The organism is Mesorhizobium sp. C120A (assembly GCF_030323105.1).
Taxonomy (GTDB): domain Bacteria; phylum Pseudomonadota; class Alphaproteobacteria; order Rhizobiales; family Rhizobiaceae; genus Mesorhizobium.
Window position 1 is genome coordinate 1,010,110 of record NZ_CP100476.1, and the last position, 24,380, is coordinate 1,034,489.

Genomic DNA, 24,380 nt, shown 5'->3' on the forward strand with positions numbered 1-24,380 from the left:
AATGCCCGTCGCGGGCAATGCCGAATTGCGGATGGCTTCGTCGCAAATCGCCATGCCGCACGCATGGCGCCGCTTGCCTCACGCCCAGATCGCCAGGGGAATGCCGAAACGGTCGGCAAGCGGCGGGTCGGGAAACGGCGTTGCCTCCCCGCCGGCAATGCGTCCGGCAATCAGCATCATCGCTGCGGCGTCGAGGAAATCGTCGGCGGCAGCACCGCGTTGCGGCGGCTGGTCAAGGAAAGCTCTGGTATAGCCGTGCCGGCAGAGCAGTGCCTTGCGTTCTTCCATCCCGGCCGGATTGACGGCGCCCTTGATCTTCTTCGGCAGTGTCATCGGTTTTTCGCCGTTCAGCCGGCAGAAGGCCACTTCGGGATGCGATTCGAAGACGCGGCGGCGCAGTTGCGGACGTGCGATCAGCAGCGCGTCGATCTCGCGTATCTTGGCAAAGATGCCGAAGGCCTGGATCGAGACGCCGCGTGGCGGATCGGAGGTCGCCTTGGCCACCTCGCTGGCGCGCCGATGTGCCTCATACCAGGCCTCGACCGTGGTGAAGCCGCTGGTGTCGGCGTAGAGGGCCGGGCGGGACGGGATAGAGAAGACGCTGGATTGCCGTGCTCCGAGCATTGGCCGTACCAAGGTCTCCGGCCCGCGCCCGCCTCTTTGCGAGACGTCCGGCAGGCCGATCGGCATGTCGACGACCACTGTCGCATCGGCGGGCAAGGCGTCGAGCAGGGTCGCAAAGCTGGGAAAGACGCGGACTGACGGCGCGGCATCCAGATCGCGGCGGACGGCGATCCAGCCGGCCTTGCAGCCGTCGACGCCGACGACCACGGTCGAGGTCACGCCCGGCGGTCCCGCCCCGGATGCGTGAGGTGGCGCAGTTGCACCATCGCCATCGGATGCGACAGGCTCTGGGCATCGGTTTCAAGCTGCAACTCGTCGCCGCCACGCTTGGCGGTTCGCGCCAGGATTTCGTAGACGGCGGCGGTGGTCGATTGCAGCGCCTTGATCGGCGGCTGCCCCGACAGGATGCGGGCGAGGTAGACGGCCGCAGTCAGGTCACCGAGGCCATTCGGCGGCTTGTCGATGAGGCGGTGTTCGGCCAGCAGCGCCTGGGTGCCGTCAAGCAGCAGATTGCCGGTGCCGCCGGTCATCATCGACTGTGCCGACGTCACCAGCATTGTTGACGGTCCGGCATGGAGGGCGGCCGAGATCACCGATTTCAGATCGGGCAAAGGCGCGCCGGCCATCCACTCCAGCTCATAGCGGTTGGGGGTGGCGATGTCGGCGATCGGCATCAGCCGGTCGCGCATCGCGGCGGCCGTCGGCTCGGGCACATAGAGCCCGCCGGAATCGCCCATCACCGGATCGCATATATAAATCGCGTCCGGCGTCTTGGCCTTGACCGCCGCAACCAGCGAGGCGACGGCCTCGGCCTGGCCGGCCTCGCCAAGATAGCCCGACAGCACCGCGCCGACCTCACCCAGCCAGGGCGCGCGCTCGAGATCGGCCATCAGCGCCTTGAACTGGTCGAGCGGCGGCACGATGCGCGTGGCGCGGCCATGGCCCGGATGCCAGGGCAAGATGACCGTCGGTACCGCCCACACGGGAAAGCCCAGCGTCTCCAGCGCAAACACGGCGGCGCGGTTGCCGACCGAGCCGCGGGCGACATGGCTGGAAATGACGATGACCGCGCGCGGCGCGTCGGCTTTTTCGCGGTTCATGGAAAATCCTAGATACGGATAATTTTTCGTTGAATCGTCATCCTGATCTATCTCTTTGGTTGGAGGATGATCTCCGGACAAAACGGTTCCCCGTTTGTCCGAGAAAACCGGTTCCCACTTTTCAGGATCATGCTCTAGCTGCCCCGGGAGACGTAGTACACGAGCCAGATCAAAAGGCCGAGGGCGACGATGAGCCCAAGTGCGCGACCGATGCGGGTGCCCCAGACCTCGATCGGATCGGATCGGTCGGCCTCCGCTGCGGTAACATGATCGCGCGCGCCTTTCGCTGCCCGTGACACCAGCGATGCGCCGCCAAGGCCGCCCTCGTTCGCCACGCGCTCGATAATGCGGCGCGATTCGCTGTCATCGTCGTGGCGTTCCGCCATGATCCTGTCCTGTTTGCCGGGAACCATACCGTGTTCGCGCGATCAATCACAGGGCCTCGCCGGCGCATGAATGCGCGCCAGGAATGCGCGCCAGCGGCAGACATTTTCTTGAGCGCGGATTGTGCTAATGCTTCGCATGCAACTTCTGTCGAGGGACCTCACCATGTTTGCCCAGCGCCTTGCCTTCCCTTTCCGCAGTCTGCCGGCCGTGCTGATGATGGCCGTCGTGCTGCCTCTGCTCGCCGGCTGCGGCTTCAACACCATCCCGACGGCGGAGGAAAACGCCAAGGCGGCATGGAGCGAGGTGCTGAACCAGTATCAGCGTCGGTCCGACCTCATTCCCAATTTGGTCGAGACGGTGAAGGGCTATGCCTCGCATGAAAAGGACACGCTCGATGCGGTGGTCGAAGCGCGCGCCAAGGCGACGCAGATCACGGTGACGCCGGAAACGCTGAAGGACCCCGAAGCGCTCAAGAAGTTCCAGGATGCGCAATCAGGGCTGACCAGCGCGCTGTCGCGGCTGATCGCGGTGTCGGAGGCCTATCCCGACCTCAAGGCCAACCAGAATTTCCTGGCGCTGCAGGCGCAACTCGAAGGCACCGAGAACCGTATCGCCGTGGCGCGGCGCGACTACATCCTGGCGGTCAAGGATTACAATCTGACGCTGAGGACCTTTCCGTCGGTGCTATGGGCAACCTTCTGGTTCCGCAGCAACGAGCCCTTCGCCAACTTCACCGTCGAAGAAGACAAGATGCAGCCGCCGAAGGTCGATTTCGGCACGAAGCAGGGCGGGTGATGACGTCTGGGTGAGCTTGGCCTTTGCCAGCCTTGCGTTCCTTCACACCCCCCTCTGTCCTGCCGGACATCTCCCCCTCAAGGGGGGAGATCAGCTGTCTTCTGTCCTTGCGCCAAATATCAGCGTTGCCGGCTGAGCGTCGGCAGCGAGATTGCCAATCTCCCCCCTCGAGGGGAGATGTCCGGCAGGACAGAGGGGGACGCGAAGGAACGCCAACCTTGGTGTTCTTCTCGCCTTTCTGGCCGTCTTCCTGCCCCTCACCGCCTTCGCCGCCGACCTCCCCGCGCTGACCGGCCGCGTCGTCGATAACGCCGGCATTATCGACGCGGGAACCAAAGCCGCGCTCACCCAGAAACTCGCCGACTTCGAGACAAAAGGCTCCGACCAGATCGTCGTCGCCACCATCCCCAGCCTCGACGGCGAGGAGATCGAGCCTTACGCCAACCGGCTGTTTCGCTTCTGGAAGCTCGGCCAGGCCAAGGAAAATAACGGCGTGCTGCTGCTGGTGGCGCCGAACGACCGCAAGATGCGCATCGAGGTCGGCTATGGGCTGGAAGGCACGCTGACCGATTTGCACACCAAGCTGATCATCGAAAACGACATGGTGCCGGCGTTCCGCGCCGGCGATTTCTCCGGGGGCATTTCCAAGGCCGTCGACGACATGGTGATGGTGCTGGAAGGCAATCCGGAGGAATTGGAGGCGCGCGGCGAGCGCAACCAGAAGCCGCCCATCAATACCGACAATCTGTTCTTCGGCGTCTTCATCAGCATCTGGGCAATCATCTTCTTCGGCAGCATGGCCGCCTCCATCCTGCCGCCGATCTTCGGCCAAAAACTCGGTCCCGGCCGCTATCGCTGGCTCGGCATGACATTCGAGCCGGGCCGGCGGTCGTCCAGCGGCGGCTGGTCTTCGGGCGGGGGCGGCTGGTCGTCGGGTTCAAGCGGTGGTGGCGGCTTTTCCGGCGGCGGCGGTTCGTCCGGCGGCGGCGGCTCCTCGGGAAGCTGGTGACGAGATGACAACACGCATCGCCAATCCCTGGCATGGCCGCTTCGCCACGATGACCGGCGCTGCCTTGCTGGTCTTGCTCGTCAGCTTCGCGGCGCTGGCGGCGGAACTGCCCGCCCTCACCGGTCGTGTCGTCGACAATGCAGGCATCATCGATGCCGCGACCGAGGCGGCGCTCACCCAAAGACTGGCCGATTTCGAGACCAAAGGCTCCGACCAGATCGTCGTCGCGACGGTTCCCAGCCTCGACGGCGAGGAGATCGAGCCTTACGCCACCCGGCTGTTCAACGCTTGGAAGCTCGGCCAGAAGGCCAAGAACAATGGCGTGCTTCTGCTGGTGGCCGTGAACGACCGCAAGATGCGCATCGAGGTCGGCTACGGGCTGGAAGCCACGCTCACCAACCAGCACGCCACACGGATCATTGAAGGCATGGTGCCGGCCTTCCGCGCCGGGGATTTCTCCGGCGGTATTTCCAAAGCGGTCGACGACATGATCATGGTGATTGAGGACAGTCATGGTGGTTGAGGGGAACTGGTGACGGCATGACAGTACGCGTCTTCAATCCGCCAAGACCTGGCCGCGCAGCCGCGACGATCGGCATCGCGCTGTTGACGATGCTCACCATGCTGTTTGTAGCTTTGGCGGCAGACCTGCCGGCACTCACCGGGCGGGTGGTCGACAATGCCGGTATTATCGACGCCGCGACCAAGGCGGCACTGACGCAGAAGCTCGCGGATTTCGAGACCAAAGGCTCCGACCAGATCGTCGTCGCCACGATCAACAGCCTCGACGGCGAGGAGATCGAACCCTACGCCAACCGGCTGTTCCGCTTTTGGAAACTCGGGCAGGCCGGCGAAAACAACGGCGTGCTTCTGCTGGTGGCCAAGAACGACCACAAGATGCGCATCGAGGTCGGCTACGGGCTGGAAGGCACGCTGACCGACCTGCACACCAAACTGATCATCGAAAACGACATGGTGCCGGCGTTCCGCGCCGGTGATTTCTCCGGCGGCATTTCCAAGGCCGTCGACGACATGGTCATGGTGCTGGAAGGCAACCCGGAAGAGCTGGAGGCGCGCGGCAAGCGCAACCCGGCCGACCGCAGCACGCCCATCGATCCCGTCGTCGCGGTCTTCCTGATCCTGTGGGCGGCGATGTTCTTCGGCGGCCTGGCGATGGCCTTCCTGCCGCCGATCTTCGGCACCAAGCTGTCGCCGGGCGTGTATAAATGGCTGGGCATGACCTTTCGCTACGGCCAGGGGCCGAGCGGATCGTCCTCGGGCTCCAGCAGCTGGACAACAAGTTCGTCGTCGGGCAGCAGCTGGTCTTCGGGCTCAAGCAGCGGCGGCGGGTTTTCAGGCGGCGGCGGTTCGTCTGGCGGTGGCGGGTCTTCAGGGAGCTGGTGAGAGAAGATGGCAACACGACCGATCAGCCCACAGGACCATGAGCGCATCGCCACCGCGATCCGCGCGGCCGAGGCCAAAACCGACGGCGAGATCTACTGCGTCGTTGCGCATGCCAGCGACGGCTATTTCTTTCCCGCCGCCTTCATGGCGACATCAGGCATGCTGATTGCCAGCCTCGCCGTCGCTTATGGGCTGGAAGCCTGGTGGCTGTCCATCCGGCTGCCGCATTTCGTCATTGTCCAACTGCTGGCACTGGCCTCGGTGTTGGTGCTTTTGTGGGCGCTGCCCGGCTTGCGCATCCATCTGGTGCCGCGCCGGCAGCGTTATCAGGCGGCACATCACAATGCGCTCAGGCAGTTCCTCGCCCGCAATGTCCACCGCACCACGGCGCGCACCGGCGTGTTGGTCTTCGTGTCGATCGCCGAGCGTTATGCCGAAGTGGTCGCCGATTCGGGCATCGACAGCAAGGTCGGCCAGCATGTCTGGGACGGCGTGGTGCGCGATCTCCTGCAGCATGCCGGTGACGACCGGCTCGCCGACGGCTTCGTCAAGGCGATCGGGCAGGTCGGCGCGGTGCTGGCCGAGCATTTCCCGGTGACGTCGGGCGATGCCAATGAACTGGACGATCATCTCGTCGAGATCTGAAAAGCCAGCACGCGCTACCCGGACGGACGCCTGACCGCGCCGGCTGGGTGCGTTTTCCAGGCAGGCTTTGCCCATTGTCAGCAGTGTCGCGATCGGCTGTGAGAAAGCGGTCGGCGGGCTGACCTCGACTCTTGCAAATGGCCGATGCGGGTTTATGGTTAACAAATCATGAATACGCTGAGCATCGACATCAGGAAAGCCGAACCGCGCGACGCTGGCGCCATTGCGGACGTGCACCAGCAGGCTTGGGAGGGCGCCTATTCCGGCATCATCCCGCATCGCTCGCTGACCTCGATGATCAACCGCCGCGGCGCCGACTGGTGGGCCAACGCCATCCGCCGCGCCGCCACCGTTCTGGTGGTCGAGATCGGCGGCACCATCGCCGGCTATGCCACGATCGGCAAGAACCGCGCCCGCGAGCTGAAGCAACAGGGCGAAATCTACGAACTTTACCTGCGTCCGGAATATCAAGGCATCGGGCTCGGCAGCCGGCTGTTCAAGGCGGCGCGGGCGCGGCTTGCCGACCACGGGCTGAAGGGAATGGTGGTGTGGGCGCTGGAAGACAACCAGAACGCACTTTCCTTCTATGCCGGCGCGGGTGGCCGTGACGTCGCCGAAGGCGTCGAGATTTTCGAGCAGAGGGCGCTCAAGAAGGTCGCCTTCGTCTGGGAATGACCGGCCTCGGTTACAAATCATCATAAACCGTGCGCTTCCGTTAGCGCTTCGCACCAATCGCCGCATTGCACCATGCCGCGCCGCCCGCTATCGATCTTGGACATCGAGAGAGGGATTTAAGCCATGCGAATCGAAGCCATTGCCATCGGAAAGAACCCGCCCGAGGACATCAACGTCATCATCGAGGTGCCGATCGGCGGCGAGCCGATCAAGTACGAGATGGACAAGGAGGCCGGCACGCTGTTCGTCGACCGTTTCCTGCACACCTCGATGCGCTACCCCGGCAATTACGGTTTCGTGCCGCACACGCTCTCGGGCGACGGCGACCCGATCGACGTTCTGGTCTGCAACACGCGCGCCTTGGTGCCGGGATGCGTCATCAATGTGCGGCCGATCGGCGTGCTGGTGATGGAAGACAATGCCGGCCAGGACGAGAAGGTCATTGCCGTGCCGTCGCCGAAGCTGACGCTGCGCTACGAAAACGTCACCGAATACACGCAGCTGCCCGAGATCACCCGCGACCAGGTCCAGCACTTTTTCGAGCACTACAAGGATCTCGAGCCCGGCAAATGGGTCAAGATCGAAGGCTGGCACGATTCCAAATACGCCAAGAAGATGATCGTCGACGCGATCGCACGGGCGAAGGCGGCGAAGTAGCGCCGAGAGAGGCCTGCGTCTCGTTCAAGTAAGCGGCAAACGCCAGCGCGAGGCACCCCCCTGGCCTGCCGGCCATCTCCCCCTCAAGGGGGGAGATCGGATGTCGCAACGGCTTTCGTCAATTTTCAGCGCCGAAAGAAAAGCGCCGCCAGCGAAGCTGCCAATCTCCCCCCTTGAGGGGGAGATGCCCGGCAGGGCAGAGAGGGGTGCCTTGCACCCACGTGGCTAGTTATCCACCCTGCCAAAAGCCGGGACGTTGCCGATGACGGTGTGCTTGTCCTTGCCACAGGCGAAACTCTTCGCCTTTTCGTCCGCCAGCTTGCGCGCCTGGTCGTTGGCCTGAGGGTTGCCGGTGGCGAGCACGAGGCCGATGGTGCAGCCGTCGCGGGCTTCCATCTGGGCGACCTTGGCGACGAGCAGCACTTCGGTCGGCTTGTTCTCGTCCTCGGGATTGCTGATCGAGCGGCGGTGGATGACGGCAAAGGGAACGGCAACGTCGCCCTTGGTCTCGATGCGCCATTCGACCCTGGCGCCGGACGAGTTGAAGCCGGAAAAGCTCTCCCAGACCGAGGTCATCTCGCCGCCGGGCGGAAACCCGTAGAACAGCGATTCACGCGCATCGTCATAGGCGATCAGCACGGGATAGCCGCGATAGCCGGAGCAGGCGAGTTCGGCCCAGTCGCCGTCACCTTCCTCGGCCTGCGCATAGGTGACGCAATCCTTTTGCGAGTCGAGGTCGGTGTAGACGCTGGATATTCCGTCGGCATGGGCGACCTGGCAGAGGCCGGCAAGGGCAAGCGAGAGCAGAAGAGCGCGCATGGCGAATAATCCCTGTGGTTATTTCGCTATCGGGCTCTGAGCCTCGCAAAAAAATATAGCGCGTACAAAGCGGAAAACGAAGCGGCTGCAACGAACGCCTGGTAGTCCATCCAGCAGATTGCGAGGAGTGACGCGCAGGCGGCAAGCAGGACGACGGGAACAAAAACATCCAGGTATAAAAATACCAAAGCGACTGCGCTTATCGACGCGATCAGAATGCGCGCCGTTTGGGTAATGCCGTGTGCCTTGCCGTCGAAATACATCCCAACATACATCGCAACCGATGCGACCAAAAACAGAAAAAGCACTCTGCGCAGAACGGCCTCCTTGACCCTGTGCTCGTTCAGGTCGAAGACCGTGGCAATATCCCTCTTTTCCTCGTGCGAGATCAACGCCAGGTCGCCCCGCTTCATGTAATTGATCCCGAACATTTTTTTGAGATCGTCCAAAATCGTCTGAGCAATGTTCAAGTCGTTACCTGCGATTCTGTTTTGATCGCTGACATGACGGCGATATTGCTTGCGGTTGGAATGGATCGCAAGAGGTCTATTTCTTCAAGCTCGCCTCGATCAGCAGGTCGGCGTTGCGGGCGACCGCTGCCGCCGGGCCGCCGAGGCCGAAGAGCTGGCCACTGATATAGGCGCCTTCGATCAACAGCAGCAGGCCGTCGCCGAGCGTCTCAGGGTCTTTAGCGCCCATCGCTGCGGCCATCGCGCGCAGGCGGTGGCGCAACTCCTGCTTGTTGGCCTCGCTGACGACGCGCGCCGGATGGCCATGTTCGGGATATTCCACCGCCGCGTTGGTCATGCCGCAGCCGCGATAGTCCGGCCTTTGCGTGCGCTTGCCGACGCGAGTCAGGAAAGCCCTGAGCTGTGCCCGCGGGTCGCCGGGATGGGCAGCCACGGCTTCGTCGAAACGCTCCCAATACTCACGGTCATATTGCCTGAGATAGGAAGCGGCGAGCTCGTCCTTGGAGGGAAAGCTGCGGTAGAGGCTGGGCTTGGTGACGCCGGCGCGCTTGACGATCTCGTCGACGCCGATCGCCCGGATGCCGCGGCGGTAGAACAGGTCGTACGCCACGTCGAGGATTTTCTTGGCAGCCTTGGGCGGTGCGGCTGCATGACCGTCCTTGATGGTCAGTTCAATATTTTTGTCCGTTGGCATGGTATGACTCGATTGACGTGTTACCGATCGGTACGTATACATGTCCTCACCCTGCAACGTACCGGTCAGTAACATGATAGCTCAATCTCGTCCCTTTGGCCAGCGCTACGCTTTCGTCGTGGTTGGCGTCATCTTCCTCTGCTTGTTGATCGCGGCCGGGCTTCGTTCCGCACCCTCGGTGATGATGCTGCCGTTGGATAAAAGCTTCGGCTGGGGGCGCGATACGGTTTCGATTGCCGCCGCGATCGGCATCTTCCTTTACGGCCTGACCGGGCCGTTTGCCGCCGCATTGATGGAGCGTATCGGCTTGCGCCGCACGCTGCTTGCCTCGCTTGTGATCATGTCGGGCTCGACCGCGCTCAGCCTGCTGATGACCGAGCCATGGCATCTGTTCCTCACCTGGGGCGTGTTTTCAGGTATCGGCTCCGGCGCGGTCGCCACCGTGCTCGGCGCCACCATCGTCAACCGCTGGTTCAAGACCAATCGCGGCTTGGTGATGGGGCTGATGTCGGCCTCCAGCGCCACCGGCCTCTTGGTGTTCCTGCCGCTGCTGGCATCGCTCGCCCAGTCGGGCGGCTGGCAGCCCGTCGCTACCGCCGTCTCGATCGCCACTGCCTGTCTTCTGCCGCTGGTCTGGCTGTTGGTTCCGGAGCGTCCCGCTTCGATCGGCATGGTGCGCTATGGCGCCGGGGCGGATGACGTGCCGCCGGTGTCGCCGGCATCGCAAGGCAATTTCCTGGCGCATACGCTCAACACGCTGCGCCGCGCTGCCGGCACCCGCGTCTTCTGGTATCTGTTCGCCACGTTCTTCATCTGCGGTTTCACCACCAACGGGCTGGTCGGCACGCATCTGATCTCCTTCTGCGGCGACATGGGCATCCCCGAGGTGCAGGCCGCGGGCCTGTTGTCGCTGATGGGCATTTTCGACCTGATCGGCACGACTTTGTCGGGTTGGCTCACCGACCGTTTCGACCCGCGCAAGCTGCTCGGCGTCTACTACGGCATTCGCGGCCTGGCGCTGATCTATCTGCCCTATTCCGGCTTCTCGGCGACCAGCCTGATCATCTTCGCCGTGCTCTACGGTCTGGACTGGATCGCCACCGTGCCGCCGACGCTCAGGCTCGCCAACGAGGCCTTCGGCGACCGCAGCGGCCCGATCGTGTTCGGCTGGATCGTCGCCGGCCACCAGGTGGGGGCCGCCACCGCCGCTGCCTTCGGCGGCACCATGCGCGAATTGCAGGGCAATTACGAACTGGCCTTCCTGATCGCCGGCTTGACGGCGATCGTGGCTGCGTGTCTGTCGCTGCTGATCAATACGAGCAGGCCGGCTTTCGATCCGGAGCCGCAAGCGGCGTAAGGCGCGGTACTAATCTCCCCCCTCAGGGGGGAGATGGCCGCGAAGCGGCCAGAGGGGTCCGTGCGACCGGACTCAGCCTCTTGCGCATAGGAGGTCGGCGCTCCAAGCGAGGCGACCCCCTTCTGTCGCCTTCGGCGACATCTCCCCCCTCAAGGGCGGAGATCACCTGTCGATTGTTATCAAAGTTTCATCTTCCCGAGATGTGGCTGAAGCATTGAAGCTGGAGCTTGCTGGCACCGTTCGAAGCCATCAGGAGACAGCCATGAACAAGATCTCGTTGACCCGCCGCGCTTTCGTCACCTCTGCCAGCGCCGCCGGTCTGCTCGGCGCATCGGGGCTCGCTTTGCCCTATTATTCGCGCGCCAGCCAGCGCCCGGCCTTCACCCATGGCGTCCAGTCCGGCGATGTCGATGCCTCGAGCGGCATGGTGTGGACGCGCACCGACCGGCCTTCGCGCGTCATGTTCGAAGTGTCGTCGACGGAAAACTTCGCCAATGCGACGCGGCTGGCGCCGCTCGATACCTCGCCGGCCAGCGACTTCACGGTCAAGCGCCTGCTCACCGACCTCGCCTCCGACCAGGATATCTTCTACCGGATGACTGCCGCCGACCTGTCGGATATCAACGCCGTTTCCGAACCGATCGTCGGCCGTTTCCGCACAGCACCCGCCTCGAAGCGCGACATAAAATTCGCCTGGTCGGGCGACACGGCCGGCCAGGGCTGGGGAATCGATGAGACCGGCATGAAAACCTACGCCACCATCGCCAGGCACACGCCGGATTTCTTCCTGCATTCCGGCGACACCATCTATGCCGATGGCGCCATGAAGGACGAGGTAGACCTGCCTGGCGGCGGCAAGTGGAAAAACGTCGTCCTGATCGACGGCAAGCGCAAGGTGGCCGAGACGCTGGATGAGTACCGCGACCAGTGGAAATACAACATGATGGACAAAAACGTTCTGGCCTTGAGCGCCATCTGCCCGACCTTCTACCAGTGGGACGATCACGAGGTGCTGAACAACTGGTCGGATTCGAAGAATCTCGGCGCCGACAGCCGCTACACCGAAAAATCCGTCCATGTGCTCGCGGCGCGTGCGGCGCGCGCCTTCCATGAGATGACGACGATCCGCTACGAGCCGTCCGAGCCCGGCCGCGTCTACCGCAAGATCGCGCATGGGCCGCTGCTCGACGTGTTCTTCCTCGACATGCGCTCCTATCGCGGCCCGAACGGCCCCGACATGCAGGAGGACATGACGCCGCAGTCACGCATGCTGGGCGAACAGCAGACGAAATGGCTGAAGCGCGAGCTGACGAATTCCAGGGCGACCTGGAAGATCATTGCCGCCGACATGCCGCTCGGCCTCGTCGTCTGGGACGACGGCGCCAAGAAGGTCGGCGCGGAAGCCATCAGCAATGGCGACAATGGCCTGCCCAAAGGCCGCGAGCTCGAGATCGCCGACCTGTTGCGCTACATCAAGACTGCCGGCATCACCAACACGGTCTGGTTGACCGCCGATGTCCACTACACGGCGGCGCACTATTACAACCCCGACAAGGCGCGGTTCCAGGATTTCAATCCTTTCTGGGAATTCGTCTCGGGCCCGATCCACGCCGGTACCTTCGGTCCCAATGATTTCGACATGACCTTCGGCCCGGAGCTGAAATTCATCAAGGCGCCGACCACCGAACAGGGCCAGAACCTGCCACCCTCGGCCGGCCTGCAGTTCTTTGGCCTGGTGGACATTTCAGGGGCGACAGAGCAGCTGACCGTGCGGCTGATGGATCGCGACGACATCGAGCTTTACAAGGTGACGCTCGATCCGGTGCGGTCGGCGTAAGCCTTTGGGTCGGTGCGAAGGATCGCTATGCCTGGAATGGGCAGCCGTCAGTCCGGGTAGCAAACCGTCGGAATCTTCGGCCACACCGCGCTGTCGCAGCCTGCAACCTGCTGCCTCTGCTTGAAAGAGGCGCTGACCGGGCCGGTGACCACGGGGTCGACGCCATCAGGGGCGTCGGCAAACATCTGCTCGGCCGTCCGGTCGGACGACGAAGCCGGATTGGCTTCCTTCACCGTGGCGGCCGATTGAGCGGCATTGGCCGCCAGCACGGCAGCGAATGCGACCGAAGCGATGAGGGGCCAAAATCGGTTGAGTTTGTCGGTCATGAATTTCGAACTACCCGGGCCCAGAAAGGTTCCCGCCTTGGTTAACAAAACCATCTCACACCGAGATGCTTAAGATTTGATGAGTATTTGGTGGTGCGCCTCCTCTTTCGCAATTGCGAAAAACCCTGTATGAGCCGCGCAACCGAAAGAGGCGGCGCCTTTTGGCCTGCTGCCTGCAACGCTCCCGAGACCACAAAATGAAAATTCGTAATATCGCGATCATCGCGCACGTCGACCATGGAAAAACCACCCTCGTCGACCAATTGCTGCGGCAATCCGGTTCCTTCCGCGACAATCAGCGCGTCGCCGAGCGCGCCATGGATTCCAACGACCTCGAAAAGGAACGCGGCATCACCATCCTGGCCAAGGCGACCTCGGTCGACTGGAAGGACACCCGCATCAACATCGTAGACACCCCCGGCCACGCCGATTTCGGAGGTGAGGTCGAGCGCATCCTGTCGATGGTGGATTCGGCGATCGTGCTGGTCGACGCGGCCGAAGGCCCGATGCCGCAGACCAAGTTCGTCGTCGGCAAGGCGCTCAAGGTCGGCCTGAAGCCGATCGTCGTCATCAACAAGATCGACCGTCCGGACGCCCGCCACGTCGAAGTGGTCAACGAGGTGTTCGACCTGTTTGCAGCGCTTGACGCCACCGACGAGCAGCTCGACTTCCCGATCCTCTACGGTTCTGGCCGCGATGGCTGGGTCTCGGAAAATCCGGAAGGCCCGAAGGACCAGGGCCTGGCGCCGCTGTTCGACCTCGTCATCAAGCATGTGCCGGAGCCGACCGTTCATCCCGGCCCGTTCCGCATGATCGGCACCATCCTGGAAGCCAATCCGTTCCTCGGCCGCATCATTACCGGCCGTATCGAGAGCGGCACGCTGAAGTCCAACCAGGCGGTCAAGGTGCTCCACCATGACGGCACGCAGATCGAAACCGGGCGCATCTCCAAGATCCTCGCGTTCCGTGGCCTCGAGCGCCAGCCGATCGAAGAGGCGCAGGCGGGTGACATCGTCGCCATTGCCGGCCTGTCCAAAGGCACCGTCGCCGACACGTTCTGCGACCTGGCGGTGACCGAGGCGTTGCATGCGCAACCGATCGATCCGCCAACCGTGACCATGTCTTTCCTGGTCAACGATTCGCCGCTCGCCGGCACTGAAGGCGACAAGGTGACCAGCCGCGTCATCCGCGACCGCCTGCTGCGCGAAGCCGAAGGCAATGTCGCGCTCAAGATCGAGGAATCGCCCGACAAGGATTCGTTCTTCGTTTCCGGCCGCGGCGAATTGCAGCTGGCCGTGCTGATCGAGACGATGCGCCGCGAAGGCTTTGAAATCGCCGTGTCGCGTCCGCGCGTCGTCATGCAGAAGGGCGAGAACGGTGAATTGCTGGAGCCGGTCGAGGAAGTCGTCATCGACGTCGACGAGGAGCACGCCGGCATCGTCGTGCAGAAGATGTCGGAGCGCAAGGCCGAGATGGTCGAGCTGCGGCCTTCGGGCGGCAACCGTCAGCGCATCGTCTTCCACGCGCCGACGCGCGGACTGATCGGCTACCAGTCGGAACTGTTGACCGACACGCGCGGCACCGCCGTGATGAACCGGCTGTTCCACGCCTACCAGCCCTACAAGGGCGAACTGCCGGGCCGCACCAACGGCGTGCTGATCTCCAACGAACAGGGCGAGGCAGTGGCCTATGCCATGTGGAACCTCGAAGACCGCGGCCCGATGGTCATCGACCCGGGCGTCAAGGTCTATCAGGGCATGATCATCGGCATCCATAGCCGTGACAACGACCTCGAAGTGAACGTGCTGAAGGGCAAGAAGCTGACCAACATCCGCGCCGCCGGCAAGGACGAGGCGGTGAAGCTGACGCCGCCGATCCGCATGACGCTGGAGCGCGCGCTGGCCTGGATCCAGGACGACGAGCTGGTCGAGGTGACGCCGAAGACCATCCGCCTGCGCAAGCTCTATCTCGACCCGAACGAGCGCAAGCGCTTCGAGAAGTCGGCCAAAGTGGTCGGCGCGGCGTAACGGTTTTTGTTTTGGCGAGATGGGGACGACCCAACCCATCGTCTCGCCGAATGGGACAGGCTTCCCACTGGGAGCAGCCTGGCGCCCAGCCAGCCCAGCGGTGTCTCTTCAAAGGACCACAGCGGAAGCTCACAGTGTCATGATATTCTCGTTCCTCTCACTCCTCCGCACGGTATGCTAGCTGTGGGTGGAGGCGAGGAAACGGGTGTGCGAAATGCCGTTCGGGATTTCGTGCGGAGTCTTATGCAAGACGACACGCGGCGAAGGCTCGCAGCCCACAAAAAGCTTGTTGGATTTGGCAACGCGGCACTGCCGGCGATCGAGTATGAGCTGGCAAAGATCGATCTGGGTAAGGTTTCCCATCGCGAAGTTTCAACGGTTGTGGCGGGCCTCGCTACTGCCCTGCACGATATTAACGAAGATGCATCTCGACGATATATTTCGGATTCGCTTGCAGGACCGATAACTCCCCTTATGCGCGCTGCGCTCCGCAGCATCGTTCGCTTTGCGATGGACGACTGGCTGCGGTCTTCAGTTGGCGACATCACTGTTCTGGAGCATGGCAAGCTCGACAGTGGTTTGGAGGCGGCGCGGCACATTGGCCACTGGCTTGCAAATGTACCTGCAGCCGATCTGATTGGCATTTCGCGAATCTATATAATCCCGGAAATCCCCGAACCCGAGTTCGCCGGCACTTACCTCCAGACAGTATCGGTCATCGAGATTGTCTGGCGACGCCCATCCAAACATTGGATTGGCAACGCATTTCGCAGATTCATGATCGAGAAAACGCTCTATCACGAAATAGGCCACCATGCGCTGCAGCATGTCGAAATGGGACAAGACCCCGATCAGGAAAAGCAGGCAGACCGCTACGCATGGAAAATGATGCGCAGGGCACATCCCAATCTATGGATGCTTACTTTTCCTCTGCGGTTCCTTGGCGCGTCTGAACGACGGAAAAATGCCAAGGAGTTGGAAGCCGTATAGGATGCGTTTCGAAAGGTCGGCCAAGGTGGTCGGTGCAGCTTAAGGGCGCGCAATGAGCGACAAACTGGTCACGGCTGCGGTATTCGACAATCGGCCCGAGGCCGCGGTCTGCATATCGATGCTTCAAGCCTACGGGATTTATGCATTTTCGGCGCATCTCGATACGAGCGGGCAAAGCCTGACCCATGTGCAGGTCGCCGACAGCGATCTCGAAGCGGCCAAGGGTTTGATCGCTTCGACCTCTGAAGAGAGCGATTAACCCCTGGCCGCAGCGGCTCATCCTCCGGCCGCCGAGATGATGACTTCGCGATCCGCTTCGCCGGCTAGGTCGATGCGGATGGTCGTCCCCTCGCGAGCCGGCTTGCGCAAAGCCTTGGCTCCCTCCGGAAAGACGGTCAACACCAGCTTCTCCTCCAGTGCCTGAAGCCGCGACCGCGAGATGCCGAGTTCGCCGGCGAGCAGACGGTCGAGCCGCAGCGATGTCGGCATTTCCAGCCCAAGCCTGATTTCAAGCGCGGCTGCGGGTCGGCCTTCGCCGCCGAGCCGGTGTTTGTGAACGGCGACATCGGGAAACTCCTCGACGCGGCCGACCCGGTTTCGCAAAGCCACGACATCGAAGGCATGGCGGCGGGCGAGGGCCGGATCGTTGCTTTCGAGCGCTGCCAGCAGCGCGGGTTCGATGTCGCGGCGGTTGCAGCGTTCGAAAATGCCGAAATTCCACGAATTGTCGCAGTCGATGCAGCGATAGATCAGCCAGACATCAATGCGTTTGCCATTGGCGTTGACGCGGAATTTGTCGCTGCAGCGATAGGCTTTCACGGCGCCGCAGCGGTTGCAGTGGATCAGGGGTCGAGGTGCGATTTCGGGCGCGATTGCCCAGTGGATAGCGAGATGTTGGGACAAGCCGGAAGACCTTCCAGTGTGGAAGTTCTTCAGGTCGGCAATGGCGAGATGCCCATGCGGGCACGGCGTGGCGAGAGCTAGCTATGTCGGAAATCAGCTGTCACGGGCGGCAAAGCGCGCGACAACGGTTCAGCAGTGCCAAACCGGTCTCGAACCGCCGCCTGAGGAACACGTGAAATGGAGCAGGCACCGCTTAATGCGGCGCCCTGCCAAGCGTGATCAGGGGAGTTGGCGAGACCGGCGGTTACTGAGGCAAAATGAAGCTCGAAATGGATGTCGGGACGGCTCTTCTAGCGGCAAGATGCCGAGCGGGCAAGGTTAATAGCGGGTGTCTCGCCATGCTCAGGCGAAGGCGATCTGTACCTTCATCGATTTGTTGCGGTCGCCGGCGATCTCGAAGGCCGCAACCGCCTCGTCCATCGGATAGATGCCGGTCAGCAGCGGCTTGACGTCGACGCGACGGTTGTTGATCAGATCGACGGCCAGCGCGAACTCGTCGTGGAAACGGAAGGAGCCGCGCATTTCGATCTCCTTGGCGACGATGAGATTCTGAGGCAGCGACATGTCGCCGCCTAGGCCGAGCTGCACGAGCACCCCGCGCGGCTTCAGCACATCGAGCCCGGCTCGCACCGCGCGCTCATTGCCGGAGCATTCGAACATGACGTCGAAACTGCCCTTCTCGACATTGTAGCCAGCGAGCTTGTCGGCATCTGTGGCGACATTGATGGTGCGGTCGGCGCCGATCTCGTTGGCCTTGGCCAGAACCGCGTCCATGACATCGGTGACGACGATCTCACGCGCGCCGTGGACACGTGCGGCAAGGATGCTGAGCGCACCGATCGGCCCGCAGCCCGTGACCAAGACCCGCTTGCCGAGCAGCGAGCCGGCGCGGTTGACGGCATGCAGCGTTACCGCGAACGGCTCGGCAAAGGCGGCTTCGTTGATGGAGACATAGTCGGCGATCTTGTGGCACTGCCAAGCCTCGGCGACGAGGCGCTGGCGGAAGGCCCCCTGTATGTGCGGCATCGGCATGGCGCTGCCGTAGAATCGCATGTCGAGGCATTGGTTCTGCACGCCCTGCAGGCAGTAGCGGCACGCATTGCAGGGCCGGCTGGGCGAAATCGCGACGCGGTCGCCGACCACGAGGCTGGAGACGCCGGCGCCAAGCGCCTTCACCGTGCCGGCGACCTCATGTCCGAGGATCATCGGCTCGCGCAGGCGCACCACGCCGAAGCCGCCATGGTTGTAGTAGTGCAGGTCCGAGCCGCAGATGCCGCCGGCCTCGACCGATATTTCGACCTGTCCGGCGCCAGGCGCGCCCGAATCGGTCTCTTCGATGCGCAGGTCTTTTGCGGCGTGGATGACGATTGATTTCACGGCCGCGATCCTTTCTCAAACCGCTGGCACGGGCAAGTCCGATCTCCGAAATGTGTCGCGTTCGTTGGCCCATCAGGCAGAGGGGTGCCAAATTGACGCCGACCGGATATCATTTGCCATCCAACGCTCGAAGGCTCCGCCATGCACCTCACCTCGCTGCTGATCTTCGCCGCCGCTCTCTTCGTTGCCGCCGGCTCGCCCGGCCCATCGATCGCCGCACTGGTTGCCCGCGTCATCTCGAAGGGCTTTCGTGACGTGTTTCCGTTCCTGCTCGCCATGTGGATCGGCGAGGCCATCTGGCTGTCGCTGGCGGTGTTCGGGCTGGCGGTCGTGGCGCAGGCGTTTCATTTCGCCTTCGTCGTCGTGAAATGGGTGGGCGTCGCCTACCTCGCTTACCTCGCCTGGAAGATGTGGACGGCGCCGGTCGAGGCCAGGGAAGGCGAGATGCCGCGTGAGGATTCGCCGCTCAAGCTCTTCTTCGCCGGCATGGCGGTGACGCTCGGCAATCCCAAGATCATGATGTTCTATCTGGCGCTGCTGCCTACGATCATCGACCTCGCTTCGGTGAGTGTCATCGGCTGGGTCGAACTGACGGCGACGATGGCGGTGGTTCTGATCGCCATCGATCTCGCCTGGGTCGTCGCGGCCTCACAGGCGCGCAAGCTGCTCAAAAGCAGGCGCGCCATGAAGATCGCCAACCGAATCAGCGCCACGACGATGGCCGGCGCTGCCGGGGCCATCGCGGCGCGTTGACCTCTCCTACGAGGAGAAGGAAACTTTCACCTCGCCATGGCGTGGTATTCGTCGTTCGGCCGCATGTCGATGGCCGCCGCCACGCGGTTCGACATGTTGAAGAAGGCGGCGGTCGAGGCGATGTCCCAGATGTCGCGGTTGGTGAAGCCGGCGTTGCGCAGTGCTTCCCTGTCCGCCTCGACGATCTTTGCCGGCTCTTCCGTCAGCTTGACGGCGAATTCGAGCATCGCCGTCTGTTTCGGTGAAAGATTGGCAGCGCGGAAGTTCATCACCATCATCTCGCCGAGAGCCGGGTCGCCGGAGAGCTGGCGCACCGCCGCGCCATGCGCGGTCAGGCAATAATAGCAGTGATTGATCGAGGAAACGACGACCGCGATCATCTCCCGTTCCAGCTTCGACAGGCCGGATTCACCCAGCATCAGATCATTGTAGGTGTCGGTAAAGGCGCGCAGCTTCTTCTCGTCGAAGGCATAGGCAAGAAGCACGTTGGGAACCAAGCCGAGCTTTTCCTCGCATTTGGCGAAATAGGCTTTTGTCGCCTCGCTCAGTTCCGCGATACCGAGGTCAAGTGCGCTGATTTTGCCGGACATGGGGTCTCCCTCCAGGTTCACCGCCGCCTGACCGTCGAATTCCTGTAATTCTTATCGAGCCGTCAAACCTTTGTCGCCAAACAGCGGTCATCTGCTACCATAGTCGTAAAAGCATGTGACGGGAGGACAACATGGCGAGCGTGAAATCCGCAGCTAAGCCGAAGAAAACAGCCACTGCCGGGGTGAAACCCGACGGGAAGCCGGCCAGGCTCGCCGACTATCTGCTGGCCCGCGCGCCGGCCGAAGACATTGCCGCCTATGACGCCGCCGACCTGGAGCGCGCCGCCGACCTGGCAGGACGTGCGGTCGCCGCCCACAAGAAGGGCCAAAGTGTCGTCGCCGTCGATGCCGGGTCGGGCGTCTCCCGCGAGGGCCGCCCGATGACGATCATCACCGTCGTCAACGACAACATGCCGTTCCTGTTCGATTCGATCCTCGGCGAGATCACAGAAACTGCCGGCGAACCGACTTTGGTCACCCATCCGGTCATCGTCGTGCGTCACGGCAAGGCCGGCGTCGACGAGATCCTCGGCGACGGCAGCGCCCTCAAGGACGATGGCAATCACGACCGCCTGAGCGTCGTCCATGTCCATATTCCGCGCCTGACGGCGGAGCAGGCCGACGCGCTGGCCGACCGCCTGCGCAAGATGCTCAACCAGGTGCGCGCCGCCGTCAGCGACTGGAAGCCGATGCTCGCCCGTCTCGATCAGGCGATTTCCGAATTCCGCTATTCCGCCGTGCCGCTCGACAAGAAGAGCGTTGCCGAGGCCATCGCCTTCCTTGAATGGCTGCGCGACGACAATTTCACTTTCCTTGGCATGCGCGAGTTCAAATATTCCGGCGGCGCGGAGAGCGGCAATCTGGAGCGCGCCGACAAGCCCGGTCTCGGCATCCTCGCCGACCCGGATGTGCTGGTGCTCCGGCGCGGCACCGAGGCGGTGACGACGACGCCCGAAATCCGCGCCTTCCTGCATGGGCCGGAGCCGCTGATCGTTACCAAGGCCAACGCCAAGTCGCTGGTGCACCGCCGCATTTATCTCGATTATATCGGCGTCAAAACCTACACCGCCAAGGGCACGCTTGCCGGCGAGTTGCGCATGGTCGGCCTGTTCACCTCGACTGCCTACACGCGCTCGGTGATGAAAATCCCGTATCTGAGATCAAAGGCCGAGACCATCATCGCCAAGTCCGGCTTCGACCGGCACGACCATTCCGGCAAGGCACTGATCAACGTTCTGGAGAGCTATCCGCGCGACGAACTGTTCCAGGTGCCGGTGCCGATCCTGAAGAAGCACGCCGCGGCCATTCTCGGCCTGGTCGAGCGGCCGCGGGTGCGGGCGCTGGTGCGCGCCGACCAGTTCGACCGCTTCGTCTCGATCCTCGTCTTCGTGCCGCGCGACCGCTATGACAGCGTCGTGCGCGAGAAGATCGGCACCTATCTCAAGACCGTCTTCGAGGGCCGTTTGTCGGCTTATTATCCGGCGTTTCCGGAGGGCGGGCTGGCGCGTGTGCATTTCATCATCGGCCGCTCGGGCGGCAAGACGCCGAAGGTCGAGCAGGCGGCGATCGAAGCGGCGATCCGCGATATCGTGCGAACCTGGGACGACGCGCTGGCCGAAGCCGCGGAAGCCGTCGGCGGCGATCCATCGCTGAAGGCGATCGCCGCGCGTCTGCCTGAGAGCTATCGCGATTCCTTCAGCGCGGCCATCGCGCTGAAGGATGCGGGGCGCATCGCCGGCATCAGCACCGCCAACCCGATCGCCATCGACTATTACCGCCATGCCGAGCAGAAACCGCATCAGGCAGCGCTGAAGATCTACCACCACGGCAGCCCGGTAGCGCTGTCGCGTCGCGTGCCGGTGCTGGAAAACATCGGCTTCCGCGTCATCAGCGAGCGCACCTTCGAGGTTGGCGAGGACGGCGGCGACACCGTCTTCGTCCACGACATGGAGCTGGAGAACAGCTACGGCAAGCCGATCGACCTCAGCGATGGCGGCGCGCTGTTCGAGGACGCGTTCCTGTCGGTCTGGCGCGGCGACATCGACAATGACAGCTATAACGGGCTTGCCCAGACCGCCGGCCTGTGGTCGGGCGAAGTCAGCATTCTGCGCGCCTATGGCCGCTACCTGCAGCAAGCCGGTATCCCGCAGAGCCAGGATTTCATCGCGGCCGCGCTCAACCGCTATCCCGACATTGCGCGCGGCCTGCATGCACTGTTCGTCGCTCGTCTCGGCCCGACCGCCGAGACGGAAGGCGTCATCGCCGCCAAGCACCTCAAGGCCAAGATCAAGGACGCGCTGGAGGAAGTCCCTAACATTGATGACGACACCATCATCCGCCGCTATCTCAACCTGATCGAAGCCTCGTTGCGCACCAATCATTTCGTTGCGGGAACGAAGGCGCGGGGCCAGTCACTGGCGATCAAGCTGGACTCGCAAGCGGTCGAAGGATTGCCGGCGCCGCGGCCGTGGCGCGAGATCTTCGTCTACGGTTCCGAGGTCGAAGGCGTGCATCTGCGCTTCGGCCCGGTTGCGCGCGGCGGCCTGCGCTGGTCGGACCGCGCCCAGGATTACCGCACCGAGGTGCTCGGCCTGGTCAAGGCGCAGCAGGTCAAGAACGCCGTCATCGTGCCGGTCGGCGCCAAGGGCGGCTTCTATCCGAAGAAGCTGCCGATGAGCGCCGTCCGCGACGCCATCTTCGAGGCCGGCACCTCGGCCTACAAGAATTTCGTTTCCAGCCTGTTGTCGATTACCGACAATATCGGGCTGGACGGTGTCATCCCGCCGGCCGGCGTTGTCAGGCGCGACCCCGACGATCCCTATTTCGTCGTCGCCGCCGACAAGGGCACGGCGACCTTTTCCGACACCGCCAACGCCATCAGCGAAAGCCACGGCTTCTGGCTCGACGACGCCTTCGCCAGCGGCGGCTCGGCCGGTTACGACCACAAGAAGATGGGCATCACCGCCAAAGGCGCCTGGGAAGCGGTCAAGCGGCATTTCCGCGAGATCAACTGCGACATCCAGGCCACCCCCTTCACCGTCGTCGGCGTCGGCGACATGTCGGGCGACGTGTTCGGCAACGGCATGCTGCTGTCGCCGCAGACCAGGCTGATCGCCGCCTTCGACCATCGCGACATCTTCATCGATCCCGATCCAGACAGAGTGGCGTCGATGGCCGAGCGCGAGCGCATGTTCGCGCTGCCGCGTTCGTCCTGGCAGGACTATGACAAGACCAAACTGTCGGAAGGCGGCGTCATCGTCTCGCGCAGCCAGAAGTCGATCACGCTGCCTGCGGCAGCGGCGGCGGCGATTGGCCTCGCCAAGACCACCGCGACACCGGCCGAGATCATGACCGCCATCCTCAAGGCGAACGTCGACCTTCTGTGGTTCGGCGGCATCGGCACGTATTTACGGGCCTCGGGCGAAACCAATGCCGAAGTCGGCGACCGCGCCAATGACGCCATCCGCATCACCGCGCTCGATTTGCGGGCCAAAGTGATCGGTGAGGGCGCCAATCTCGGCGTCACGCAGCGTGCCCGCATCGAATTCGGCATGAATGGCGGTCGCTGCAACTCCGATGCCATCGACAATTCCGGCGGCGTCAACTGCTCCGACGTCGAGGTCAACATCAAGATCGCGCTGGCGTCCGCCATGCGCAAGGGATCGCTGACCCGGCCGGCGCGCAACAAGCTGCTGGCCGAGATGACCGACGAGGTCGCCGGCCTCGTGCTGTCCAACAATTACGAACAGACGCTGGCGCTTTCCATCGCCCGCAAGCGCGGCCTTGCCGACATCGCGCACCAGAGCCGGTTCATGGCGGCGCTGGAGGCTCGGGGCCTGCTCGACCGCGCTGTCGAGACGCTGCCGTCGCCGGCCGCCCTTGCCGAGCGCGAGGCGCGTGGCGAGCCGCTGACCCGGGCGGAGCTTGGCGTGCTGCTCGCCTATGCCAAGATCGTGCTGTTTTCCGACATCGTCGCCAGCGACGTGCCTGACGACGCGCATTTCGACCGCGATCTGATGGGCTATTTCCCTGACCGGATGGCGAAGAAATATGCGGCCGAGATCCATGGCCACCGGCTGCGCCGCGAAATCATCGCCCGCGTCGTCGCCAACGATCTCGTCAATCGCGGCGGACCGTCATTCGTCAACCGGCTGCAGGAAGCCACGGGGCGCAGCGCGGCCGACGTGGTGCGCACCTTCGCCGTGGTGCGCGACGGCTTCGCGTTGCCGGCGCTCTATCGGGAGATCGATGCGCTGGACAGCCACATCGACGGCCAGGCGCAGCTCGATCTCTACCAGTCCGTTAGCCGGCTTATCTTCGTGACCAGCGGCTGGTATCTGAAGAACGATGCCGGCACCGCAGCGCTCGGCCAGCGCATTGCCGAACTGCAAGAGGCGCGCATGGCGCTGGAGCCGAAGCTGCTCTCGCTGCTACCGGCCTTCTCGCGCGAGCGGGTCGAGGAGCAGCGGCACGGCCTCTTCAAGGCCGGCGCCCCGGAAAAGCTCGCCGGGCAGCTGGCAATGGCCGATGTGGCGGGACTGATCCCCGACATCGCACTGACGGCGCGCACGGCCAATGCCGACGTCGTCGCCTCGGCCAAGGCGTTCTTCGCCGTCAGCGATGCCTTCCGCATTCCGCGCGTCGAAGAGGCGGCGCGTTCTATCACGCCGTCGGACTATTACGACCAGCTGGCGCTGTCGCGCGCCACCGACACGATCGGCGCGGCGCGGCGCGGCATCGCGGTGGCGGCTCTCGCCGGCCATGCCGGGACGGCGGATCCTGTGGCGGCCTGGCTGGAAGCCGGCGGCGAGCGCGTGGCGCGCATTCGCGAGCGGCTGCAGGCGCTGACCGAAGGCGGGGATATCACCGTGTCCAGGCTGTCGGTGGCTTCGGGGCTGATGAGCGATCTGACGGGGATGTGAGGCTGTCCAGCCGATAGAT

At 63.4% G+C, this 24,380-nt stretch carries 23 protein-coding genes and 1 pseudogene; 14 read left to right on the forward strand and 10 right to left on the reverse strand.

Annotated elements, in window-relative coordinates; genetic code table 11:
• Nucleotides 1-78: 78 nt before the first annotated feature.
• The 3 genes from NL532_RS04990 to NL532_RS05000 all read right to left on the reverse strand — a co-directional run bounded on the left by NL532_RS04990 (nucleotide 79) and on the right by NL532_RS05000 (nucleotide 2,110).
• Nucleotides 79-843, reverse strand: a complete 765-nt coding sequence (locus NL532_RS04990) for a DUF429 domain-containing protein (protein ID WP_023688840.1) — start codon at nucleotides 841-843, stop codon at nucleotides 79-81.
• Nucleotides 840-1,724: a pyridoxal kinase PdxY gene (gene pdxY / locus NL532_RS04995; protein ID WP_023688841.1), complete on the reverse strand. Its 885-nt coding sequence runs from the start codon at nucleotides 1,722-1,724 to the stop codon at nucleotides 840-842. The genes NL532_RS04990 and pdxY overlap by 4 nt, the downstream gene beginning before the upstream one ends.
• Before the next feature lie 134 nt (nucleotides 1,725-1,858).
• Nucleotides 1,859-2,110: a hypothetical protein gene (locus NL532_RS05000; protein WP_023693217.1), complete on the reverse strand. Its 252-nt coding sequence runs from the start codon at nucleotides 2,108-2,110 to the stop codon at nucleotides 1,859-1,861.
• 163 nt (nucleotides 2,111-2,273) lie between these two features.
• Between NL532_RS05000 and NL532_RS05005 the strand changes: the two genes are divergently transcribed.
• The 7 genes and pseudogenes from NL532_RS05005 to ppa all read left to right on the forward strand — a co-directional run bounded on the left by NL532_RS05005 (nucleotide 2,274) and on the right by ppa (nucleotide 7,296).
• Nucleotides 2,274-2,906, forward strand: coding sequence for a LemA family protein (locus NL532_RS05005; protein ID WP_023681434.1), 633 nt, complete (start codon nucleotides 2,274-2,276; stop codon nucleotides 2,904-2,906).
• Nucleotides 2,907-3,057: 151 nt separating this feature from the next.
• Complete coding sequence (locus NL532_RS05010) at nucleotides 3,058-3,915, forward strand: TPM domain-containing protein (RefSeq protein ID WP_502882000.1); 858 nt, start codon at nucleotides 3,058-3,060, stop codon at nucleotides 3,913-3,915.
• A 49-nt stretch (nucleotides 3,916-3,964) separates the two neighbouring features.
• A pseudogene (locus tag NL532_RS05015) lies at nucleotides 3,965-4,420 on the forward strand (TPM domain-containing protein); the annotation flags it as partial.
• Between the two features lie 35 nt (nucleotides 4,421-4,455).
• Nucleotides 4,456-5,319, forward strand: a complete 864-nt coding sequence (locus NL532_RS05020) for a TPM domain-containing protein (protein WP_023827113.1) — start codon at nucleotides 4,456-4,458, stop codon at nucleotides 5,317-5,319.
• Nucleotides 5,320-5,325: 6 nt separating this feature from the next.
• Complete coding sequence (locus NL532_RS05025) at nucleotides 5,326-5,964, forward strand: TPM domain-containing protein (protein ID WP_023668621.1); 639 nt, start codon at nucleotides 5,326-5,328, stop codon at nucleotides 5,962-5,964.
• A gap of 168 nt (nucleotides 5,965-6,132) precedes the next feature.
• Nucleotides 6,133-6,639: a GNAT family N-acetyltransferase gene (locus NL532_RS05030; protein WP_023668622.1), complete on the forward strand. Its 507-nt coding sequence runs from the start codon at nucleotides 6,133-6,135 to the stop codon at nucleotides 6,637-6,639.
• Nucleotides 6,640-6,762: 123 nt separating this feature from the next.
• Nucleotides 6,763-7,296, forward strand: coding sequence for an inorganic diphosphatase (gene ppa / locus NL532_RS05035; RefSeq protein WP_023668623.1), 534 nt, complete (start codon nucleotides 6,763-6,765; stop codon nucleotides 7,294-7,296).
• Nucleotides 7,297-7,521: 225 nt separating this feature from the next.
• Here ppa and NL532_RS05040 read toward each other — a convergent pair whose 3' ends face one another.
• The 3 genes from NL532_RS05040 to NL532_RS05050 all read right to left on the reverse strand — a co-directional run bounded on the left by NL532_RS05040 (nucleotide 7,522) and on the right by NL532_RS05050 (nucleotide 9,279).
• A complete protein-coding gene (locus NL532_RS05040) occupies nucleotides 7,522-8,115 on the reverse strand; it encodes a hypothetical protein (RefSeq protein WP_023681429.1) in 594 nt (197 codons plus the stop codon).
• 26 nt (nucleotides 8,116-8,141) lie between these two features.
• Nucleotides 8,142-8,585: a hypothetical protein gene (locus NL532_RS05045; protein ID WP_023681428.1), complete on the reverse strand. Its 444-nt coding sequence runs from the start codon at nucleotides 8,583-8,585 to the stop codon at nucleotides 8,142-8,144.
• Between the two features lie 76 nt (nucleotides 8,586-8,661).
• Complete coding sequence (locus tag NL532_RS05050) at nucleotides 8,662-9,279, reverse strand: TetR/AcrR family transcriptional regulator (protein WP_023681427.1); 618 nt, start codon at nucleotides 9,277-9,279, stop codon at nucleotides 8,662-8,664.
• A 73-nt stretch (nucleotides 9,280-9,352) separates the two neighbouring features.
• On the opposite strand from NL532_RS05050, the gene NL532_RS05055 reads away from it, so the two are divergent.
• Together NL532_RS05055 and NL532_RS05060 are read left to right on the forward strand one after the other, a co-directional pair.
• Nucleotides 9,353-10,636 carry an MFS transporter gene (locus NL532_RS05055; protein ID WP_031199478.1) on the forward strand — a complete coding sequence of 428 codons (1,284 nt, stop codon included), beginning with the start codon at nucleotides 9,353-9,355 and terminating at the stop codon, nucleotides 10,634-10,636.
• 262 nt (nucleotides 10,637-10,898) lie between these two features.
• Complete coding sequence (locus NL532_RS05060; RefSeq protein WP_023830139.1) at nucleotides 10,899-12,473, forward strand: alkaline phosphatase D family protein; 1,575 nt, start codon at nucleotides 10,899-10,901, stop codon at nucleotides 12,471-12,473.
• Nucleotides 12,474-12,520: 47 nt separating this feature from the next.
• Here the strand turns inward: NL532_RS05060 and NL532_RS05065 are convergent, their stop codons facing one another.
• On the reverse strand, nucleotides 12,521-12,799 hold the full coding sequence (locus NL532_RS05065; protein ID WP_023753187.1) for a hypothetical protein: 279 nt from the start codon (nucleotides 12,797-12,799) through the stop codon (nucleotides 12,521-12,523).
• 197 nt (nucleotides 12,800-12,996) lie between these two features.
• On the opposite strand from NL532_RS05065, the gene typA reads away from it, so the two are divergent.
• The 3 genes from typA to NL532_RS05080 all read left to right on the forward strand — a co-directional run bounded on the left by typA (nucleotide 12,997) and on the right by NL532_RS05080 (nucleotide 16,075).
• Nucleotides 12,997-14,826 carry a translational GTPase TypA gene (typA, locus tag NL532_RS05070; protein WP_023681424.1) on the forward strand — a complete coding sequence of 610 codons (1,830 nt, stop codon included), beginning with the start codon at nucleotides 12,997-12,999 and terminating at the stop codon, nucleotides 14,824-14,826.
• 243 nt (nucleotides 14,827-15,069) lie between these two features.
• Nucleotides 15,070-15,816, forward strand: a complete 747-nt coding sequence (locus NL532_RS05075; protein WP_023704967.1) for a M48 family metalloprotease — start codon at nucleotides 15,070-15,072, stop codon at nucleotides 15,814-15,816.
• 52 nt (nucleotides 15,817-15,868) lie between these two features.
• On the forward strand, nucleotides 15,869-16,075 hold the full coding sequence (locus NL532_RS05080) for a hypothetical protein (RefSeq protein ID WP_023688850.1): 207 nt from the start codon (nucleotides 15,869-15,871) through the stop codon (nucleotides 16,073-16,075).
• A gap of 17 nt (nucleotides 16,076-16,092) precedes the next feature.
• Here NL532_RS05080 and NL532_RS05085 read toward each other — a convergent pair whose 3' ends face one another.
• Both NL532_RS05085 and NL532_RS05090 read right to left on the reverse strand, forming a co-directional pair.
• A complete protein-coding gene (locus NL532_RS05085) occupies nucleotides 16,093-16,719 on the reverse strand; it encodes a DUF1062 domain-containing protein (protein WP_023830138.1) in 627 nt (208 codons plus the stop codon).
• A gap of 342 nt (nucleotides 16,720-17,061) precedes the next feature.
• The gene (locus tag NL532_RS05090) at nucleotides 17,062-18,096 is read right to left on the reverse strand and encodes an L-idonate 5-dehydrogenase (RefSeq protein WP_023830137.1); all 1,035 of its coding nucleotides are present in this window, start codon (nucleotides 18,094-18,096) and stop codon (nucleotides 17,062-17,064) included.
• Between the two features lie 141 nt (nucleotides 18,097-18,237).
• Here NL532_RS05090 and NL532_RS05095 point away from each other — a divergent pair, with 141 nt between their 5' ends.
• Complete coding sequence (locus tag NL532_RS05095; protein WP_023830136.1) at nucleotides 18,238-18,849, forward strand: LysE family translocator; 612 nt, start codon at nucleotides 18,238-18,240, stop codon at nucleotides 18,847-18,849.
• A gap of 26 nt (nucleotides 18,850-18,875) precedes the next feature.
• On the opposite strand, the gene NL532_RS05100 is transcribed toward NL532_RS05095, so the two are convergent.
• Entirely contained in the window at nucleotides 18,876-19,439 is a 564-nt protein-coding gene (locus NL532_RS05100) for a peroxidase-related enzyme (RefSeq protein WP_023681420.1), read from the reverse strand.
• Between the two features lie 131 nt (nucleotides 19,440-19,570).
• On the opposite strand from NL532_RS05100, the gene NL532_RS05105 reads away from it, so the two are divergent.
• Nucleotides 19,571-24,361: an NAD-glutamate dehydrogenase gene (locus NL532_RS05105; protein ID WP_286487919.1), complete on the forward strand. Its 4,791-nt coding sequence runs from the start codon at nucleotides 19,571-19,573 to the stop codon at nucleotides 24,359-24,361.
• Nucleotides 24,362-24,380: the final 19 nt, after the last annotated feature.

Excerpts from the sequence above, each read along its gene's own strand:
- pdxY (WP_023688841.1), bottom strand. The coding sequence starts at position 1,724 with ATGAACCGCGAAAAAGCCGACGCGCCGCGCGCGGTCATCGTCATTTCC.
- NL532_RS05000 (WP_023693217.1), bottom strand. The coding sequence starts at position 2,110 with ATGGCGGAACGCCACGACGATGACAGCGAATCGCGCCGCATTATCGAG.
- NL532_RS05005 (WP_023681434.1), top strand. The coding sequence starts at position 2,274 with ATGTTTGCCCAGCGCCTTGCCTTCCCTTTCCGCAGTCTGCCGGCCGTG.
- NL532_RS05020 (WP_023827113.1), top strand. The coding sequence starts at position 4,456 with ATGACAGTACGCGTCTTCAATCCGCCAAGACCTGGCCGCGCAGCCGCG.
- NL532_RS05025 (WP_023668621.1), top strand. The coding sequence starts at position 5,326 with ATGGCAACACGACCGATCAGCCCACAGGACCATGAGCGCATCGCCACC.
- NL532_RS05030 (WP_023668622.1), top strand. The coding sequence starts at position 6,133 with ATGAATACGCTGAGCATCGACATCAGGAAAGCCGAACCGCGCGACGCT.
- ppa (WP_023668623.1), top strand. The coding sequence starts at position 6,763 with ATGCGAATCGAAGCCATTGCCATCGGAAAGAACCCGCCCGAGGACATC.
- NL532_RS05040 (WP_023681429.1), bottom strand. The coding sequence starts at position 8,115 with ATGCGCGCTCTTCTGCTCTCGCTTGCCCTTGCCGGCCTCTGCCAGGTC.
- NL532_RS05050 (WP_023681427.1), bottom strand. The coding sequence starts at position 9,279 with ATGCCAACGGACAAAAATATTGAACTGACCATCAAGGACGGTCATGCA.
- NL532_RS05055 (WP_031199478.1), top strand. The coding sequence starts at position 9,353 with ATGATAGCTCAATCTCGTCCCTTTGGCCAGCGCTACGCTTTCGTCGTG.
- NL532_RS05060 (WP_023830139.1), top strand. The coding sequence starts at position 10,899 with ATGAACAAGATCTCGTTGACCCGCCGCGCTTTCGTCACCTCTGCCAGC.
- NL532_RS05065 (WP_023753187.1), bottom strand. The coding sequence starts at position 12,799 with ATGACCGACAAACTCAACCGATTTTGGCCCCTCATCGCTTCGGTCGCA.
- typA (WP_023681424.1), top strand. The coding sequence starts at position 12,997 with ATGAAAATTCGTAATATCGCGATCATCGCGCACGTCGACCATGGAAAA.
- NL532_RS05075 (WP_023704967.1), top strand. The coding sequence starts at position 15,070 with ATGCAAGACGACACGCGGCGAAGGCTCGCAGCCCACAAAAAGCTTGTT.
- NL532_RS05080 (WP_023688850.1), top strand. The coding sequence starts at position 15,869 with ATGAGCGACAAACTGGTCACGGCTGCGGTATTCGACAATCGGCCCGAG.
- NL532_RS05095 (WP_023830136.1), top strand. The coding sequence starts at position 18,238 with ATGCACCTCACCTCGCTGCTGATCTTCGCCGCCGCTCTCTTCGTTGCC.
- NL532_RS05100 (WP_023681420.1), bottom strand. The coding sequence starts at position 19,439 with ATGTCCGGCAAAATCAGCGCACTTGACCTCGGTATCGCGGAACTGAGC.
- NL532_RS05105 (WP_286487919.1), top strand. The coding sequence starts at position 19,571 with ATGGCGAGCGTGAAATCCGCAGCTAAGCCGAAGAAAACAGCCACTGCC.